The 16,848-nt window shown below is 63.3% G+C and carries 13 protein-coding genes and 1 tRNA gene; all 14 read right to left on the bottom strand.

Annotated features, from left to right (window positions below; all coding sequences use genetic code 11):
- Window positions 1–399: GTP-binding protein (locus tag AC5P8J_RS19990; protein ID WP_142235468.1), on the bottom strand; the 399-nt coding region annotated here is incomplete at its 3' end.
- A gap of 52 nt (window positions 400–451) precedes the next feature.
- Window positions 452–2,593, bottom strand: coding sequence for an elongation factor G (fusA, locus tag AC5P8J_RS19995; protein WP_019662237.1), 2,142 nt, complete (start codon window positions 2,591–2,593; stop codon window positions 452–454).
- A gap of 141 nt (window positions 2,594–2,734) precedes the next feature.
- A complete protein-coding gene (rpsG, locus tag AC5P8J_RS20000) occupies window positions 2,735–3,208 on the bottom strand; it encodes a 30S ribosomal protein S7 (RefSeq protein ID WP_004145321.1) in 474 nt (157 codons plus the stop codon).
- Window positions 3,209–3,220: 12 nt separating this feature from the next.
- Entirely contained in the window at window positions 3,221–3,595 is a 375-nt protein-coding gene (gene rpsL / locus AC5P8J_RS20005) for a 30S ribosomal protein S12 (RefSeq protein ID WP_004145320.1), read from the bottom strand.
- Window positions 3,596–3,917: 322 nt separating this feature from the next.
- Window positions 3,918–8,141 (bottom strand): DNA-directed RNA polymerase subunit beta', encoded by a 4,224-nt coding sequence (rpoC, locus tag AC5P8J_RS20010; RefSeq protein WP_019662236.1) that lies wholly within the window; start codon window positions 8,139–8,141, stop codon window positions 3,918–3,920.
- 89 nt (window positions 8,142–8,230) lie between these two features.
- Window positions 8,231–12,385, bottom strand: a complete 4,155-nt coding sequence (rpoB, locus tag AC5P8J_RS20015; RefSeq protein WP_019662235.1) for a DNA-directed RNA polymerase subunit beta — start codon at window positions 12,383–12,385, stop codon at window positions 8,231–8,233.
- Window positions 12,386–12,749: 364 nt separating this feature from the next.
- The gene (rplL, locus tag AC5P8J_RS20020) at window positions 12,750–13,118 is read right to left on the bottom strand and encodes a 50S ribosomal protein L7/L12 (RefSeq protein WP_005408204.1); all 369 of its coding nucleotides are present in this window, start codon (window positions 13,116–13,118) and stop codon (window positions 12,750–12,752) included.
- A 63-nt stretch (window positions 13,119–13,181) separates the two neighbouring features.
- Window positions 13,182–13,718, bottom strand: a complete 537-nt coding sequence (rplJ, locus tag AC5P8J_RS20025) for a 50S ribosomal protein L10 (protein ID WP_010480377.1) — start codon at window positions 13,716–13,718, stop codon at window positions 13,182–13,184.
- 387 nt (window positions 13,719–14,105) lie between these two features.
- Window positions 14,106–14,804 (bottom strand): 50S ribosomal protein L1, encoded by a 699-nt coding sequence (gene rplA, locus AC5P8J_RS20030; RefSeq protein WP_014646045.1) that lies wholly within the window; start codon window positions 14,802–14,804, stop codon window positions 14,106–14,108.
- Between the two features lie 4 nt (window positions 14,805–14,808).
- On the bottom strand, window positions 14,809–15,237 hold the full coding sequence (rplK, locus tag AC5P8J_RS20035; protein ID WP_004145248.1) for a 50S ribosomal protein L11: 429 nt from the start codon (window positions 15,235–15,237) through the stop codon (window positions 14,809–14,811).
- 257 nt (window positions 15,238–15,494) lie between these two features.
- Window positions 15,495–16,055 carry a transcription termination/antitermination protein NusG gene (gene nusG / locus AC5P8J_RS20040; RefSeq protein ID WP_004154362.1) on the bottom strand — a complete coding sequence of 187 codons (561 nt, stop codon included), beginning with the start codon at window positions 16,053–16,055 and terminating at the stop codon, window positions 15,495–15,497.
- A 10-nt stretch (window positions 16,056–16,065) separates the two neighbouring features.
- On the bottom strand, window positions 16,066–16,479 hold the full coding sequence (secE, locus tag AC5P8J_RS20045) for a preprotein translocase subunit SecE (protein WP_005408202.1): 414 nt from the start codon (window positions 16,477–16,479) through the stop codon (window positions 16,066–16,068).
- A 49-nt stretch (window positions 16,480–16,528) separates the two neighbouring features.
- Window positions 16,529–16,604: transfer RNA gene (locus tag AC5P8J_RS20050), tRNA-Trp, on the bottom strand.
- 103 nt (window positions 16,605–16,707) lie between these two features.
- A partial coding sequence (locus AC5P8J_RS20055; protein WP_487247787.1) for an EF-Tu C-terminal domain-related protein occupies window positions 16,708–16,848 on the bottom strand: 141 nt, incomplete at its 5' end.

A 16,848-nucleotide genomic window follows, 5' to 3' on the forward strand; every position in this document is an offset into this window, starting at 1 on the left:
CACGACGATGTACGGCACGCCGACCTGACGCGACAGCAGGATGTGCTCGCGGGTCTGCGGCATCGGGCCGTCAGCGGCCGAGCACACCAGGATCGCGCCGTCCATCTGGGCGGCACCGGTGATCATGTTCTTGACGTAGTCGGCGTGGCCCGGGCAGTCAACGTGGGCGTAGTGACGGATCGGGGATTCGTATTCGACGTGCGCGGTCGAGATCGTGATGCCACGTGCCTTTTCTTCCGGAGCGGCGTCGATCGAGGAGTAATCCTTGAACTCGCCACCGAAGCGCTCGGCACCGATCTTGGTCAGTGCAGCGGTCAGCGTGGTCTTGCCGTGGTCGACGTGACCGATGGTGCCGACGTTGACGTGCGGCTTGGTGCGCTCGAACTTACCCTTTGCCATTGTTCTATACCTTGATTGTTCGTAAATGGTTTCAAGAGAGGCTGAGCGAGGCTCAGCCCTTCTTCATGACGGCTTCGGCGATGTTGGTCGGAGCCGGCTCGTAGTGATCAAATTCCATGGTGAAGGTGGCGCGGCCCTGGGTCTGCGAACGCAGCGCAGTGGCGTAGCCGAACATTTCACCCAGCGGGATCATCGCGTTGATGATGCTGGCCGAACCGTCACCGGTGGTGTCGGAACCCTGCAGCACGCCGCGACGACGGCTGACGTCGCCCATCACGTCACCCTGGTAATCCTCCGGGGTCACGATCTCGACCTTCATGATCGGCTCCAGCAGCACCGGCTTGGCCTTGGCGAAGCCCTGCTTGAAGGCCATCGACGAAGCCAGCTTGAACGCCATTTCCGAGGAGTCGACGTCGTGGTACGAACCGAACACCAGCTTCACCTTGACGTCCACGACCGGGAAGCCAGCCAGCGGGCCGCTGGTGATGGTTTCGCGCAGGCCCTTTTCAACCGACGGAATGAATTCCTTCGGGATCACGCCGCCGGTGATGTCGTTGATGAACAGGAAATCGTCCTTGATCATCGGAGCGATCTTCGGATCGGCACGATCTTCAGCGGTGATCGGCGACAGCTCGATCACGACGTGACCGTACTGACCCTTACCACCGGACTGCTTGGCGTGCTTGTAGTCCGACTTGACGTCAGCCAGGGTGATGGTTTCGCGGTAGGCCACCTGCGGCGCGCCGACGTTGGCTTCAACGTTGAACTCGCGCTTCAGGCGGTCGACGATGATGTCCAGGTGCAGCTCGCCCATGCCCGAGATGATGGTCTGGCCGGATTCTTCGTCGGTCTTGACGCGGAACGACGGATCTTCCTGCGCCAGGCGACCCAGCGCCAGACCCATCTTTTCCTGGTCCGACTTGGTCTTCGGCTCGACGGCCATGGAGATCACCGGCTCCGGGAACGTCATGCGCTCCAGGATGATCGGGGCATCCACGGCGCACAGGGTGTCACCGGTGGTGGTGTCCTTCAGGCCCACGGCAGCAGCGATGTCACCAGCCAGAACTTCCTTGATTTCCTCGCGGTTGTTCGAGTGCATCTGCAGGATGCGGCCGATGCGCTCCTTCTTGCCCTTCACCGAGTTCAGCACGGTGTCGCCACCGTTCAGGGTGCCCGAGTAGACACGGAAGAAGGTCAGCGCGCCGACGAACGGGTCGGTGATGATCTTGAAGGCCAGCGACGAGAACGGCGCCTTGTCGTCCGACTTGCGGGTCATTTCGACGGTGTCGTCGTCAACGTCCACGCCCTTCACGTCCGGCACGTCGACCGGCGACGGCAGCAGCTGGATCACGCCGTCCAGCATGGCCTGCACGCCCTTGTTCTTGAAGGCCGAGCCGCAGTACATCGGCACGATCTCGGTGGCCAGGGTACGGGTACGCAGCGCGTTGATGATTTCGGCCTCGGCCAGCTCTTCGCCGCCCAGGTACTTTTCCATCAGCTCTTCGCTGGCTTCAGCAGCGGTCTCGACCATGAACTGGCGAGCTTCTTCCGCAGCCGCCTGCAGATCGGCCGGGATGTCGCTGTACTCGAACTTCATGCCCTGCGAGGCTTCATCCCAGTGGATGGCCTTCATCTTCAGCAGGTCGACAACGCCCTTGAAGTTGTCTTCAGCGCCGATCGGCAGCTGCATCGGCACGGCAACCGCGCCCAGCTTGGCCTTCAGCTGGCCGACGACCTTCTGGAAGTTGGCACCGGTGCGGTCCATCTTGTTGACGAACGCGATGCGCGGCACGTGGTACTTGTTGGCCTGGCGCCACACGGTTTCCGACTGCGGCTGCACGCCACCGACGGCGCACAGGACGAAGACGGCACCGTCGAGCACGCGCAGCGAGCGCTCAACTTCGATGGTGAAGTCGACGTGCCCCGGGGTGTCGATGATGTTGAAGCGGTGCTCCGGCAGGGACTTGTCCATGCCCTTCCAGAACGCGGTGGTGGCAGCGGACTGGATCGTGATGCCACGCTCCTGCTCCTGCTCCATCCAGTCCATGGTGGCGGCGCCGTCGTGCACTTCACCGATCTTGTGGCTCTTGCCGGTGTAGAACAGGATGCGCTCGGACGTGGTGGTCTTGCCGGCATCGATGTGAGCCATGATGCCGAAGTTACGGTAACGCTCGATGGGAGTGGAACGGGCCACGGGAGCCTCTCAGATTTCTTGGATTTCGGATGGCCGAACGCCGCCTTTCGGCGGCCTTCGGATTGGCGCAGTCTTTCTGGGACCGCGAGGCAGCACGCACCGAAGTGGTGCTGCCCTGCCTGTTTTACAAGGCCGTCAAACTCACCAGCGGTAGTGGGCGAATGCCTTGTTGGCTTCGGCCATGCGGTGGGTTTCTTCGCGCTTCTTGATGGCGCCGCCACGGTTTTCCGAGGCGTCGATCAGTTCAGCAGCCAGCTTCTTCGGCATGGTGTTCTCGCCGCGCTTGCGCGCGGAGTCGATCAGCCAGCGCATGGCCAGGGCCATCTTGCGCGACGAACGCACTTCGACCGGCACCTGGTAGGTGGCACCACCGACGCGGCGCGACTTGACTTCGACCGCCGGAGCGACGTTGTCCAGAGCCTTCTGCACCAGTTCAATGGCGTTGGCGCTGCTGTTCTTCTCGGTGATCACGTCCATGGCGCCGTACACGATCTTCTCGGCGACGGACTTCTTGCCGCTCTGCATGACCATGTTGATGAAACGGGCGATGGTTTCGCTTCCGTGCTTCGGATCGGGCAGGACGGAACGCTGCGGAGTATTACCCTTACGCGACATTGTGCTCTCTCCTTATGCCTTCGGACGCTTGGCGCCGTACTTGGAACGGGCCTGGCGACGCTTGGCAACGCCGGCGGCGTCGAGCGAGCCACGAACGGTGTGGTAACGCACACCCGGCAGGTCCTTGACGCGACCGCCGCGGATCAGGACCACGGAGTGCTCCTGCAGGTTGTGGCCTTCACCACCGATGTAGGAAATCACTTCTTCCTGGTTGGTCAGGCGGACCTTGGCAACCTTGCGCAGAGCCGAGTTCGGCTTCTTCGGAGTGGTGGTGTAGACACGGGTGCAGACGCCACGGCGCTGCGGGCACTTGTCGAGCGCCGGCGAGGCACTCTTGTAGGTGGTCGCTTGCCGCGGCTTGCGGACCAGCTGGTTGATCGTCGCCATCAGTAGGTTCTTCTGATTGGTGGCCGGAAAATCCGGCCAGAGATGCGGAAATGTTAAAGCAGGCCAAAATTCTGGCCTGCTGAGACAGACGATTGTAGCAACCTGCCAGGAAAGCAGTCAAACGCCTCCTGTCAAGCCCGCTCCTGATCCCGGAACGTTACTGGGGGGCCTCCATGTACCCCGTTCAGGTTGGCGGGGTGAACCACGAGGTCCACCCTGCCCTGCGCCGGTAGAGTCGACTGTTAGCCGACTCTCGATGGCAGTCGACCAACAGTCGACTCTACCGCCCGGGTGGTCCGGCCTTGCGGCCGGACCGGATGCATCATTCTTCGCCCGAGGCCTGTTCAGCTTCGGCTTCAACCACCGCTGCCTCGACCGCAGCCGGAGTGCCGGCCAGGGTCTGCATTTCCGACTCGGTAAGGCCGGAGGCGCCGCGGCGGCGGTTGCTGTGGTACGCCAGGCCGGTACCGGCCGGAATCAGGCGACCCACGATGACGTTTTCCTTCAGGCCGCGCAGGTTGTCCGAGGTGCCGCGGACGGCCGCTTCGGTCAACACACGGGTGGTTTCCTGGAACGACGCGGCCGAGATGAACGATTCAGTCGCCAGCGAGGCCTTGGTGATACCCAGCAGCACCGGATCGAAACGAGCCGGCAGCTCGTTGCGGGCCGCGAGGCGCGCATTCTCCTCGATAACGCGCTGGCGCTCCACCTGTTCGCCGTTCAGGAACTTGCTGCTGCCCTGGTCGGTGATCTCGACCTTGCGCAGCATCTGGCGGGTGATCACCTCGATGTGCTTGTCGTTGATCTTCACGCCCTGCAGGCGATACACGTCCTGGATTTCCTTCACCAGGTAGGCAGCCAGCGGTTCGACACCCAGCAGGCGCAGGATGTCCTGCGGGCTCGGCTCGCCGTCCACGATGGTTTCACCCTTGGTGACATGCTCGCCTTCGAACACGATGACCTGGCGGTACTTCGGGATCAGCTCTTCGTGCTCCGAACCATCGGTGTCCTTGATGATCAGGCGCTGCTTGCCCTTGGTGTCCTTGCCGAAGCTGATGATGCCCGAACGCTCGGCCAGCACCGCCGGATCCTTCGGCTTGCGGGCTTCGAACAGATCGGCCACGCGCGGCAGACCACCGGTGATGTCGCGGGTCTTCGACGCTTCCTGCGGAATCTTGGCGACCACGTCACCCACGCCGACGGCAGCGCCGTCCTGCAGGTTGACGATCGAGCGCGGCGGCAGCAGGTACTGCGCCGGCAGATCGGTGCCCGGGATCGACAGGTCATTGCCCTTGGCGTCGACGATGCGCACGATCGGGCGCAGGTCCTTGGCCTGGGTACCACGACGCTTCGGATCGGTGATTTCGCGCGAGGCAAGGCCGGTCAGCTCGTCGGTCTTCTCGATGACGGTGATGCCGTCGACGAAGTCGATGAAGCGGATGAAGCCGGCCACTTCCGACACGATCGGGTGGTTATGCGGATCCCAGTTGGCCACGGTCTGGCCAGCCTTGATCGCATCACCGTCCTTGGACGTGATGGTCGCACCGTACGGCAGCTTGTAACGCTCACGCTCACGACCGTGGGCATCGAGCACCGAGATTTCGCCCGAGCGCGACACCGCCACCAGCGAGCCGTTGGCGTGCTCGACCGACTTGAGGTTGCTGAACTTGACCGAGCCGGTGGTCTTGACGGTGATGTTGTCGACCGCAGCAGCTCGCGACGCCGCACCACCGATGTGGAACGTACGCATGGTCAGCTGGGTACCCGGCTCACCGATGGACTGGGCGGCGATGACGCCGACCGCTTCACCGATGTTGACCAGGTGGCCGCGGGCCAGATCGCGGCCGTAGCAGCGCGAGCAGACACCGAAGGCCGATTCGCAGGAGATGGTCGAGCGGACCTTGATGGTCTGCACGCCGGCATCTTCCAGCTTGGCCACCCAGGCTTCGTCCAGCAGGGTGTTGCGGGTGACGATCGGATCTTCATCGTTGCCCGGCAGGAACACGTCCTCGGCCACCACGCGACCCAGCACGCGGTCCTTCAGCGGCTCGACCACGTCGCCGCCTTCCACGATCGGGGTCATGATCAGGCCTTCGGTGGTACCGCAATCCACCTCGGTGATCACCACGTCCTGCGCGACGTCGACCAGACGACGGGTCAGGTAACCCGAGTTCGCGGTCTTCAGCGCGGTATCGGCCAGACCCTTACGGGCACCGTGGGTGGAGTTGAAGTACTCCTGCACGTTCAGGCCTTCGCGGAAGTTCGCCTTGATGGGCGTCTCGATGATCGAGCCGTCCGGGCGGGCCATCAGGCCGCGCATGCCGGCCAGCTGACGGATCTGCGCCTGCGAACCACGCGCACCGGAGTCGGCCATGATGTACAGCGAGTTCATCGACTTCTGGTCGATGGTCTCACCCTTGGCATTGACCACCTTCTCGGTACCGATGGTGTCCATCATCGCCTTGGCGATGCGCTCGTTGGTGCGCGACCAGATGTCGACCACCTTGTTGTAGCGCTCGCCGGCGGTGACCAGGCCCGACTGGTACTGCTCCTGGATTTCCAGCACTTCGGCTTCGGCCTCGGTGAGGATGCCCTTCTTCTCGTCCGGGATCAGCATGTCGTCGATGCCGATCGAGACGCCGGCACGGGTCGCGTAGGCGAAGCCGGTGTACATCAGCTTGTCAGCGAACACGACCGTGTCCTTCAGGCCCAGCTGGCGGTAGCTGGAGTTGATCAGGCGGCTGATGTTCTTCTTGGTCAGTTCGACATTGGCCAGTGCGAACGGCAGGCCTTCCGGCAGGATTTCAGCCAGCAGGGCGCGACCGATCGTGGTGTCCACGATCGAGGTCTTGTTCTGCTTGTTGCCATCTTCGTCGGTCACCACCTCGGTGATGCGGACCTTGACCTTGGCGTGCAGTTCCACCACGCGGTTGTCGTAGGCGCGCTTGACTTCGGCGATGTTGGCGAAGGCCATGCCCTCGCCCTTCTTGTTCTCCAGCGAGCGGGTCATGTAGTACAGACCCAGCACGACGTCCTGCGACGGTACGATGATCGGCTCGCCGTTGGCCGGCGACAGGATGTTGTTGGTCGACATCATCAGCGCACGCGCTTCCAGCTGGGCTTCCAGCGAGAGCGGCACGTGGACGGCCATCTGGTCACCGTCGAAGTCGGCGTTGAACGCGGTGCAGACCAGCGGGTGCAGCTGGATGGCCTTGCCTTCGATCAGCACCGGCTCGAACGCCTGGATACCCAGACGGTGCAGGGTCGGCGCACGGTTCAGCATCACCGGATGCTCGCGGATGACCTCTTCCAGGATGTCCCAGACTTCGGCTTCTTCGCGCTCGACCAGCTTCTTGGCGGCCTTGATGGTGGTGGCCAGGCCACGACGCTGCAGCTTGGCGAAGACGAACGGCTTGAACAGCTCGAGCGCCATCTTCTTCGGCAGGCCGCACTGGTGCAGGCGCAGGTACGGGCCGACCACGATGACCGAACGGCCCGAGTAGTCGACGCGCTTGCCGAGCAGGTTCTGGCGGAAGCGACCCTGCTTGCCCTTGATCATGTCGGCCAGCGACTTCAGCGGGCGCTTGTTGGTGCCGGTGATGGCACGGCCACGACGGCCGTTGTCCAGCAGCGCATCGACCGACTCCTGCAGCATGCGCTTTTCATTGCGCACGATGATGTCCGGCGCGCTCAGTTCGAGCAGGCGGCGCAGGCGGTTGTTGCGGTTGATGACGCGGCGGTACAGGTCGTTCAGGTCGGAGGTCGCGAAGCGGCCGCCATCCAGCGGGACCAGCGGACGCAGGTCCGGCGGCAGCACCGGCAGCACGGTCATGACCATCCATTCCGGACGGTTGCCCGATTCCAGGAAGGCTTCGATCAGCTTGATGCGCTTGGTGAGGCGCTTGAGCTTGGTTTCCGAACCGGTAGCGGCGATTTCCTCGCGCAGGCGGGTCATTTCCGACTGCAGGTCGATCGTGCGCAGCAGTTCGTACACGGCCTCGGCGCCCATCGCGGCGTCGAAGTCGTCACCGTGCTCCTGGCGGGCCTGCAGGTACTGTTCCTCGGTCAGCAGCTGGCGGCGTTCCAGGGCGGTCAGGCCCGGCTCGGTCACCACGTAGGCTTCGAAATACAGCACGCGCTCGATGTCGCGCAGGGTCATGTCCAGCATCAGGCCGATGCGCGACGGCAGCGACTTCAGGAACCAGATGTGGGCGACCGGCGAGGCCAGGTCGATGTGGCCCATGCGCTCGCGGCGCACCTTGGCCAGGGTCACTTCGGTGCCGCACTTTTCGCAGACCACGCCGCGGTGCTTCATGCGCTTGTACTTGCCGCACAGGCACTCGTAGTCCTTCACCGGTCCGAAGATGGCGGCGCAGAACAGGCCGTCGCGTTCCGGCTTGAAGGTGCGGTAGTTGATGGTTTCCGGCTTCTTCACTTCGCCGAAGGACCACGAACGGATCAGGTCCGGCGAGGCCAGCGCGATCTTGATCGCGTCGAAGTCCAGCGTCTGGCGCTGCTGGTTGAAGAGGTTGAGCAGGTCTTTCATGGTGTTCTCCAGAAGGAGGAATGCTGTGTCGATGGGCTTTCAGTTCACTGCCAGCGGCGCGGCGGTGGAGGCCGCCGCGCCGGCATGGATCAGTTGTCTTCCAGTTCCATGTTGATGGCCAGCGAGCGGATTTCCTTCACGAGCACGTTGAAGGATTCCGGCATGCCCGCGACCATCTCGTGCTCACCGTCGACGATGTTCTTGTACATCTGGTTGCGGCCCTGCACGTCGTCGGACTTCACCGTCAGCATTTCCTGCAGGGTGTAGGCCGCGCCGTAGGCTTCCAGCGCCCAGACTTCCATTTCACCGAAGCGCTGGCCGCCGAACTGCGCCTTGCCGCCCAGCGGCTGCTGGGTGACGAGCGAGTACGGGCCGGTCGAACGGGCGTGCATCTTGTCGTCGACCAGGTGGTTCAGCTTCAGGTAGTGCATGTAGCCAACCGTGGTGTGGCGATCGAATGCTTCACCGGTGCGGCCGTCGTACAGCTGGGTCTGGCCACTGCTCGGCAGGTCGGCCAGTTCCAGCATGCGCTTGATTTCCGCTTCGGTGGCGCCGTCGAACACCGGGGTGGCCATCGGCACGCCGTCGGTCAGGTTGCGGGCCAGGCGCAGCAGTTCCTCGTCGCTGAACTGCGACAGGTCGACACGGTTGGCCACGTTGGTATCGTCGTGGTTGTAGATGTCGTCCAGGAACTTGCGCAGGTCGGCCACCGCCGCCTGGGCTTCCAGCATCGCCTGGATCTTGCGACCCAGGCCCTTGGCGGCCCAGCCCAGGTGCACTTCCAGGATCTGGCCGATGTTCATGCGCGACGGCACGCCCAGCGGGTTCAGCACGATATCCACGGTTTCGCCCGAGGCCATGTACGGCATGTCCTCGACCGGCACCACGTTGGAGACCACACCCTTGTTGCCGTGGCGGCCGGCCATCTTGTCGCCCGGCTGGATGCGGCGCTTCACGGCCAGGAACACCTTGACCATCTTCAGCACGCCCGGGGCGAGGTCGTCACCGGCGGTGATCTTGCCGCGCTTGTCGGCGAAGCGACGCTCGAATTCCTTCTCGTGCGCCTGGATCTGCTTCTGTGCGCGCTCGATGGCTTCCGAAGCGTCTTCGTCCTTCATGCGCAGGGCGAACCAGTCAGCCTTCTTCAGGCCGTCCAGGAAGGCGTCGGTGATCACGTCACCCTTCTTCAGGCCAGCGCCACCGTTGACCACCTTGCCCACGATCTGCGAACGCAGACGCATGTAGATGGCGGCCTCCAGGATGCGGAACTGGTCGTCGAAGTCCTTCTTGACGCGCTTGATTTCAGACTCTTCGATCTGGCGGGCGCGCTTGTCCTTCTCGATGCCGTCGCGGGTGAAGACCTGCACGTCGATGACGGTGCCGTCCATGCCCGGCGGAACGCGCAGCGAGCTGTCCTTCACGTCCGAAGCCTTCTCGCCGAAGATCGCGCGCAGCAGCTTCTCTTCCGGAGTCAGCTGGCTTTCGCCCTTCGGGGTGACCTTGCCGACCAGGATGTCGCCGGCACGGACTTCCGCACCGATGTACACCACGCCGCTCTCGTCCAGGCGGTTCAGCGCCTGCTCGGAGACGTTCGGGATGTCGGCGGAGATTTCCTCCGGCCCCAGCTTGGTGTCACGCGCGACGCAGGTCAGCTCTTCGATGTGGATCGTGGTGTAACGATCTTCTTCCACCACGCGCTCGGACAGCAGGATGGAGTCTTCGAAGTTGTAGCCGTTCCACGGCATGAACGCGATCAGCATGTTCTGGCCCAGGGCCAGTTCGCCGATGTCGGTGGACGGACCGTCGGCCAGCACGTCACCGCGGGCGATGACGTCACCCACCTGGACCAGCGGACGCTGGTTGATGCAGGTGTTCTGGTTCGAACGGGTGTACTTGACCAGGTTGTAGATGTCCACGCCCGCGTCGGTGGCGCCAACGATCTCTTCCTCGTTGACCTTGACCACGATGCGGGCTGCGTCGATCTGCACGATCTCGCCACCACGGCGGGCGTTCACGGTCACGCCGGAGTCACGCGCCACGGCGCGCTCGATGCCGGTACCCACCAGCGGCTTCTGCGCACGCAGGGTCGGCACGGCCTGACGCTGCATGTTGGCGCCCATCAGTGCGCGGTTGGCGTCATCGTGCTCCAGGAACGGAACCAGCGCGGCCGCGATCGACACGGTCTGCATCGGCGAGACGTCCATGAAGTGCACTTCCGCCGGCGGCTTCAGCAGCGATTCGCCCTGGAAGCGGCACGGCACGAACTGCTCGGTCAGGGTGCCCTTGGCGTCGGTCAGCGCGTTGGCCTGCGCAATGACGTACTCGTTTTCTTCGATCGCCGACAGGAACTCGACTTCGTCATAGACCTTGCCGTCCACGACCTTTCGATACGGGGTCTCGAGGAAACCGTACTGGTTGGTGCGGGCGTACACGGCCAGCGAGTTGATCAGGCCGATGTTCGGGCCTTCCGGGGTTTCGATGGTGCAGACGCGGCCGTAATGGGTCGGGTGCACGTCGCGCACTTCGAAGCCGGCGCGCTCGCGGGTCAGGCCGCCCGGGCCCAGGGCCGAGACGCGACGCTTGTGCGTCACTTCCGACAGCGGGTTGTTCTGATCCATGAACTGCGACAGCTGCGAGGAACCGAAGAACTCCTTGATGGCAGCGGCGACCGGCTTGGCGTTGATCAGCTCCTGAGGGGTCAGGCCTTCCGACTCGGCCATCGACAGGCGCTCCTTGACCGCGCGCTCGACGCGGACCAGGCCCACGCGGAACACGTTCTCGGCCATTTCACCGACCGAGCGCACGCGACGGTTGCCCAGGTGATCGATGTCGTCGACCACGCCGCGACCGTTGCGGATCTCGGTCAGGACCTTGATCACGTCGAGGATGTCGGAGCTGTCGCCGTGGGCGGCGACCAGGCGCTTGGACTCTTCGTCGTTGCGCTCACCGAAGTACTTGCTGTCGTACAGCACGGCTTCGCCGGTGGTTTCCTTGCGGCCCACGCGACGGTTGAACTTCATGCGGCCGACCGCGGACAGGTCGTAGCGCTCGAAGGTGAAGAACAGGTTGTGGAACAGGTTCTGCGCGGCATCCTTGGTCGGCGGCTCGCCCGGACGCATCATGCGGTAGATCTCGACCAGCGCTTCCAGCTGGGTCTTGGTCGGGTCGATGCGCAGGGTGTTGGACAGGTACGGACCACGATCCAGGTCGTTCACCCACAGGGTGCCGACCGCGTCCACGCCGGCCTTGCGGAAGGCCTGCAGCTGTTCGTCGGTGATCTCGTCGTTGGCCTGGGCCAGCAGTTCGCCGGTCGAGGCATCGACCACGTCGTGCGACAGGATGCGGCCGACGATGTAGTCGTCCGGCACGGCCAGGGCGGCGATGCCCGAGGCTTCCAGCTGCTTGATGTGGCGCGCGGTGATGCGCTTGCCGGCTTCCACGATGACCTTGTCGCCGTCGGCGAGGTCGAAGCCCAGGGTTTCACCACGCAGGCGCTCGGGCACCAGCTCCAGCTGGACGCCTTCATCCGGGTTGATGTGGAAGGTGTTGATCTCGAAGAACTCGGCCAGCATCTCTTCGTTGCTGTAACCAAGCGCGCGCAGCAGGATCGACACCGGCAGCTTGCGGCGGCGGTCGATACGGGTGAACAGCGCATCCTTCGGGTCGAACTCGAAGTCCAGCCAGGAACCGCGGTAAGGAATGATGCGGGCGCTGTACAGCAGCTTGCCCGAGCTGTGGGTCTTGCCGCGGTCGTGGTCGAAGAACACGCCCGGCGAGCGGTGCAGCTGCGAGACGATGACGCGCTCGGTACCGTTGACGATGAAGGTGCCGTTCTCGGTCATCAGCGGGATTTCGCCCAGATAGACCTCCTGCTCCTTCACGTACTTGATGGCCTTGGTCGACGACTCACGGTCGTAGATCACCAGGCGCACGGTGACGCGCAGCGGGGCGCCGTAGCTCATGCCGCGCTGGCGGCACTCACGCTCGTCGAAGACCGGTTCGCCCAGCTTGTAGCCGACGTATTCCAGGGCAGCATTGCCGCTGTAGCTGGCGATCGGGAAGACCGACTTCAGCGCAGCATGCAGGCCGTGGTCCGTGCGCTTGGCCGGATCGACGTTTTCCTGCAGGAATTCACGATAGGAATCCACCTGGATGGCGAGCAGGAACGGCACTTCGAGAATCGAGCGCTGCTTGCCGAAATCCTTGCGGATACGCTTTTTTTCGGTGAACGAATAGGACGTCATGAGGTCTTCCACCTTGTTGTGCGGGCCGTGCGTCCACGACCCTGAAGGGAACTTGAAATTGTCAGTTGGAAGTCGCTGGTATTGCCGGCACCAGCACGCCTTCTCCCGCTACTTCCAACTGCCAACTCGTCTGCTACCACGCCCCCGCTGCCGCGCCGTGCGCTGGCCTGCCGGGGTTTGACTGCAGCCCGTGTTGGGCTTTTTCCTGCTTTTGAAACGGTAGAGTCGACTGTTGGTCGACTTCCTTCACAGCAGTCGACCAACAGTCGACTCTACACCACCGCAACAACGACCAAAGGCCGGGGGCTTACGCCCCCAGCCTTGGCTGCATCGCCGCGAATCGATGACGATGCAAGGTAACTGCTTACTTGACTTCGACAGTCGCGCCAGCAGCTTCCAGGTCCTTCTTCATCTTCTCGGCGTCTTCCTTCGAAGCGCCTTCCTTCAGGACGCCACCGGCTTCGGCCAGGTCCTTCGCTTCCTTCAGGCCCAGGCCGGTGATGGCGCGGACGGCCTTGATGACTTCGACCTTCTTGTCGCCGGCCGACTTCAGGGTGACGGTGAACTCGGTCTGCTCTTCAACAGCAGCGGCCGGGCCAGCGGCGGCAGCCACGGCAACCGGAGCAGCGGCGGAGACGCCGAACTTCTCTTCGATGGCCTTGACCAGCTCCATCACTTCCATCAGGGACTTCTCGGCGATGGCGTCGACGATCTGTTCGTTGGTAAGGGACATGATTAATACCTTTGGATGATTTTCTGGGTTGAGGTTCCGTCAGGAACCACGATAAGTCGAAACTCAGGCGGTCTCGGCGGCCGGCTCGGCAGCGTCGGCAGCGACGTCGCCACCACCCTGCTTCTCGCCAACGGCCTTGATGGCGCGGGCAAACATCGTGACCGGCTCGGTCAGGACGCGGGCCAGCATGGCCAGGGCCTGGTCGCGGGTCGGCAGCGAGGCCAGCACTTCGACGTGGCTTGCCGGGAACACTTCGCCACCGATGGCGACGACCTTAGCCTTCAGCTTGTCGTTGCCCTTGGCGGCTTCCTTGATCAGGCGACCGGCAGCGCCGGGCTCCTCGAGCGAGAACGCGTACAGCAGCGGACCAACCATCTGGTCCTGGGCGACTGCGAACTCGGTGCCTTCAACGGCGCGCGAAGCCAGGGTGTTCTTGACAACCTTCAAGAAAACACCGGTTTCACGAGCCTGCTTGCGCATCGCGGTCATCTGGGCGACCGTGGTGCCAGCGTATTCGGCTGCGATCAAGGAGTGGGCCTTGGCGGCGACGTCTGCCAGCTCGGCGACTACTTCTTGCTTCTGGGACAGATTGAGAGCCATTGCACTCCTCCTATTGAACTCCGCTTACGGCTCCTGCCGTGTGCGGTCCTGTGCGGCATCCGTCCTGGACGCCGGGAACATCGGGATGATGTTCCGGGGGTGGGCCGTTCTAGACCTGGAGTGGGCCAACCTGGGGAAACCCAGACGTGCGTGAACCAGAAAAACTCCAGAAGGGCACCATCTACGCAGGGTGATTCCGGGGAATCGATTAAGCGTTCATGACTGCTCCGGCGGCGACTCCTTGCCAGGTCGAGCTTCCCTGCCCGTCGCCGGTATTGCCACGACCGCGCCTGCGGTCTTTGACGGCTACCGCGGGCGATGCACTGCCAGCGATGCCTTCAAATGTCACGGTCACGGCACCGAAGGTACCGTGACCGCTTGAAACAATTACTTCAGGGTCAGCGACGACTGGTCGACGGTGACGCCCGGGCCCATCGTCGAGCTGACCGAAACCTTCTGCAGGTAGGTGCCCTTGGAGGTGGCCGGCTTGGCCTTGATCAGGTCCAGCAGCAGCGCGGTCAGGTTCGACTTCAGCGCGTCTTCGGCGAAGTCGGCCTTGCCGATGGTGCAGTGGATGATGCCGGCCTTGTCGGTACGGTAACGGACCTGGCCCGACTTGGCGTTCTTCACGGCTTCACCCGGGTTCGGGGAAACGGTGCCGACCTTCGGGTTCGGCATCAGGCCACGCGGGCCCAGCACGGTGCCCAGCTTGCCGACGACGCGCATGGCGTCCGGGGTCGCGATGACGACGTCGTAGTTCAGATCGCCGGCCTGCATCTTCTCGGCCAGATCATCCATGCCGACGGCTTCGGCGCCAGCGGCCAGGGCTTCGTCAGCCTTGGCACCGGCCGGAGCGAACACGGCGACGCGGACCGACTTGCCGGTACCGGCCGGCAGCACGGTGGAGCCACGGACCTGCTGGTCGGACTTCTTCGCATCGACGCCCAGGCGCACAGCGACGTCGATCGACTCGACGAACTTGGCCTTGGTGGCGGTCTTCAGGATGTTGATCGCGTCCTCGAAGGCGTATGCCTTGCCCGGGACGACGGCGGCCTTGATGGCCTTCTCACGCTTGGTCTGTGCCATCTTATTAACCCTCCACCACGAGGCCCATGGAACGGGCAGAGCCAGCGATGGTACGCACGGCGGCGTCCAGATCGGCGGCAGTCAGATCCGGTTCCTTCGCCTTGGCGATCTCTTCCAGCTGCTTACGGGTGACCTTGCCGACCTTCTCGGTGTTCGGGCGCTTGGAGCCCGACGAGATGCCAGCAGCCTTCTTCAGCAGGGTGGTGGCCGGGGTGCTCTTGGTGATGAAGGTGAACGTACGGTCCGAGTAGGCCGTGATGATCACCGGAACCGGCAGGCCCGGCTCGAGCTTCTGCGTGGCAGCGTTGAACGCCTTGCAGAATTCCATGATGTTCAGACCGCGCTGACCCAGCGCAGGGCCGACCGGCGGCGAGGGGTTGGCCTGACCGGCCTTCACCTGCAGCTTGATGTAACCGACAACTTTCTTTGCCATGTGAGTACTCTCCGGGTGCTAGCGCCTTTCGACAACAGGCTCCCCATCGGACCGGGAATCACGCGTCCCGGCATCGCGTTTTGAAATCATGCTGAAGGCCGCCTTGCGGCGGCCTCATCCTGCTGGCTTCCCAGCGGGGAGCCGCGCACTATATCAGGTTTTTTCTTCACATGCCTGAAGTGGCACATAAACGAGAGAAACCGGGCCAAGCCCGGTTTCTGTTCAGGAGCCGAGCATGGCTCGACTCTGCAGTTGGATCAGACGGCTTTTTCGACCTGGCCGAACTCGAGTTCGACCGGAGTAGCGCGACCGAAGATCAGCACGGAAACGCGCAGACGGCTCTTCTCGTAGTTGACTTCTTCGACGACGCCATTGAAATCGTTGAACGGGCCATCAGTGACGCGGACCATCTGGCCCGGCTCGAACAGCACCTTCGGACGCGGCTTCTCGACACCTTCCTGAACGCGGTTCAGGATGGCCTCGGCCTCGGAATCGGCGATCGGCAGCGGACGGTCGGCGGTGCCGCCGATGAAGCCCATGACGCGCGGGGTTTCCTTGACCAGATGCCAGCTTTCGTTGTCGATGCGCGGAATGCCGGCTTCTTCGTGGGTCTCGATCTGGACCAGCACATAACCCGGGAAGAACTTGCGCTCGGAGCGGCGCTTCTGGCCAGCGCGCATCTCGACCACTTCTTCGGTCGGGACCAGGACATCGCCGAAGCGCTCTTCCATGCCGTCACGGACGATGCGATCGCGCAGGGCCTGCGCCACCGACTTCTCGAAGCCCGAATAGGCGTGAACGACGTACCAACGCTTCATGCAATTCTCCTTAGCGGCTCAGGAACAACTGAACCAGCCACTGAATGACGTAATCGAACCCACCCAGCAACAGACTGAGAATGGTCACCACCACCATCACGACCCAGGTCATGCGGATGGCTTCCTGGCGCGTCGGCCAGACCACCTTGCGCAGTTCGAAGCGCGACTCGGAGAGGAATTCGCGGGTGTCGCGCCCCTTGCCGGTCAGCATGAACACGCCGATACCGCCAACCAGACCGACCACAACCGCCAACGCACGCAGCTGACCCGCCCACGCACCCAGCTGGGTGGCGCGACCGGAATCGGCGGAGAACCAGAACCAGACGAACAGACCGGCCAGCACCAGCAGCGATGCGGCGACGTACTTGACGATATCCCCGCCATTGGCGGAGTTGTCCTTGGAGTGTTCGATCTTGCTATTCATCCGGCTGTGTCTGCTTTAGCGGCCCAGGCCGCTGGATAAGGTGGGCAGATGGCACGCCAGGAGGGACTCGAACCCCCAACCTGCGGTTTTGGAGACCGCTGCTCTGCCAATTGAGCTACTGGCGTACGTGTTGAAACTTGCCTTCCCTTAGACGGCGAAGGCGGACCGAGGTTCCCGGCCCGCCATTCGCGTAACCGGCGGCGCTATGCAACCACCGGTACTGCAGGCTTACTCGATGATCTTCGAGACCACGCCGGCGCCGACGGTGCGGCCGCCTTCGCGGATGGCGAAGCGCAGGCCTTCGTCCATCGCCACCGGGTTGATCAGGGTGACGACCATCTTGACGTTGTCACCCGGCATCACCATTTC

Source organism: Stenotrophomonas sp. YJH_SMC_37 (assembly GCF_059370035.1).

Excerpts from the sequence above, each read along its gene's own strand:
- rpsG (WP_004145321.1), bottom strand. The coding sequence starts at position 3,208 with ATGTCGCGTAAGGGTAATACTCCGCAGCGTTCCGTCCTGCCCGATCCG.
- rpsL (WP_004145320.1), bottom strand. The coding sequence starts at position 3,595 with ATGGCGACGATCAACCAGCTGGTCCGCAAGCCGCGGCAAGCGACCACC.
- rpoC (WP_019662236.1), bottom strand. The coding sequence starts at position 8,141 with ATGAAAGACCTGCTCAACCTCTTCAACCAGCAGCGCCAGACGCTGGAC.
- rpoB (WP_019662235.1), bottom strand. The coding sequence starts at position 12,385 with ATGACGTCCTATTCGTTCACCGAAAAAAAGCGTATCCGCAAGGATTTC.
- rplL (WP_005408204.1), bottom strand. The coding sequence starts at position 13,118 with ATGTCCCTTACCAACGAACAGATCGTCGACGCCATCGCCGAGAAGTCC.
- rplJ (WP_010480377.1), bottom strand. The coding sequence starts at position 13,718 with ATGGCTCTCAATCTGTCCCAGAAGCAAGAAGTAGTCGCCGAGCTGGCA.
- rplA (WP_014646045.1), bottom strand. The coding sequence starts at position 14,804 with ATGGCACAGACCAAGCGTGAGAAGGCCATCAAGGCCGCCGTCGTCCCG.
- rplK (WP_004145248.1), bottom strand. The coding sequence starts at position 15,237 with ATGGCAAAGAAAGTTGTCGGTTACATCAAGCTGCAGGTGAAGGCCGGT.
- nusG (WP_004154362.1), bottom strand. The coding sequence starts at position 16,055 with ATGAAGCGTTGGTACGTCGTTCACGCCTATTCGGGCTTCGAGAAGTCG.
- secE (WP_005408202.1), bottom strand. The coding sequence starts at position 16,479 with ATGAATAGCAAGATCGAACACTCCAAGGACAACTCCGCCAATGGCGGG.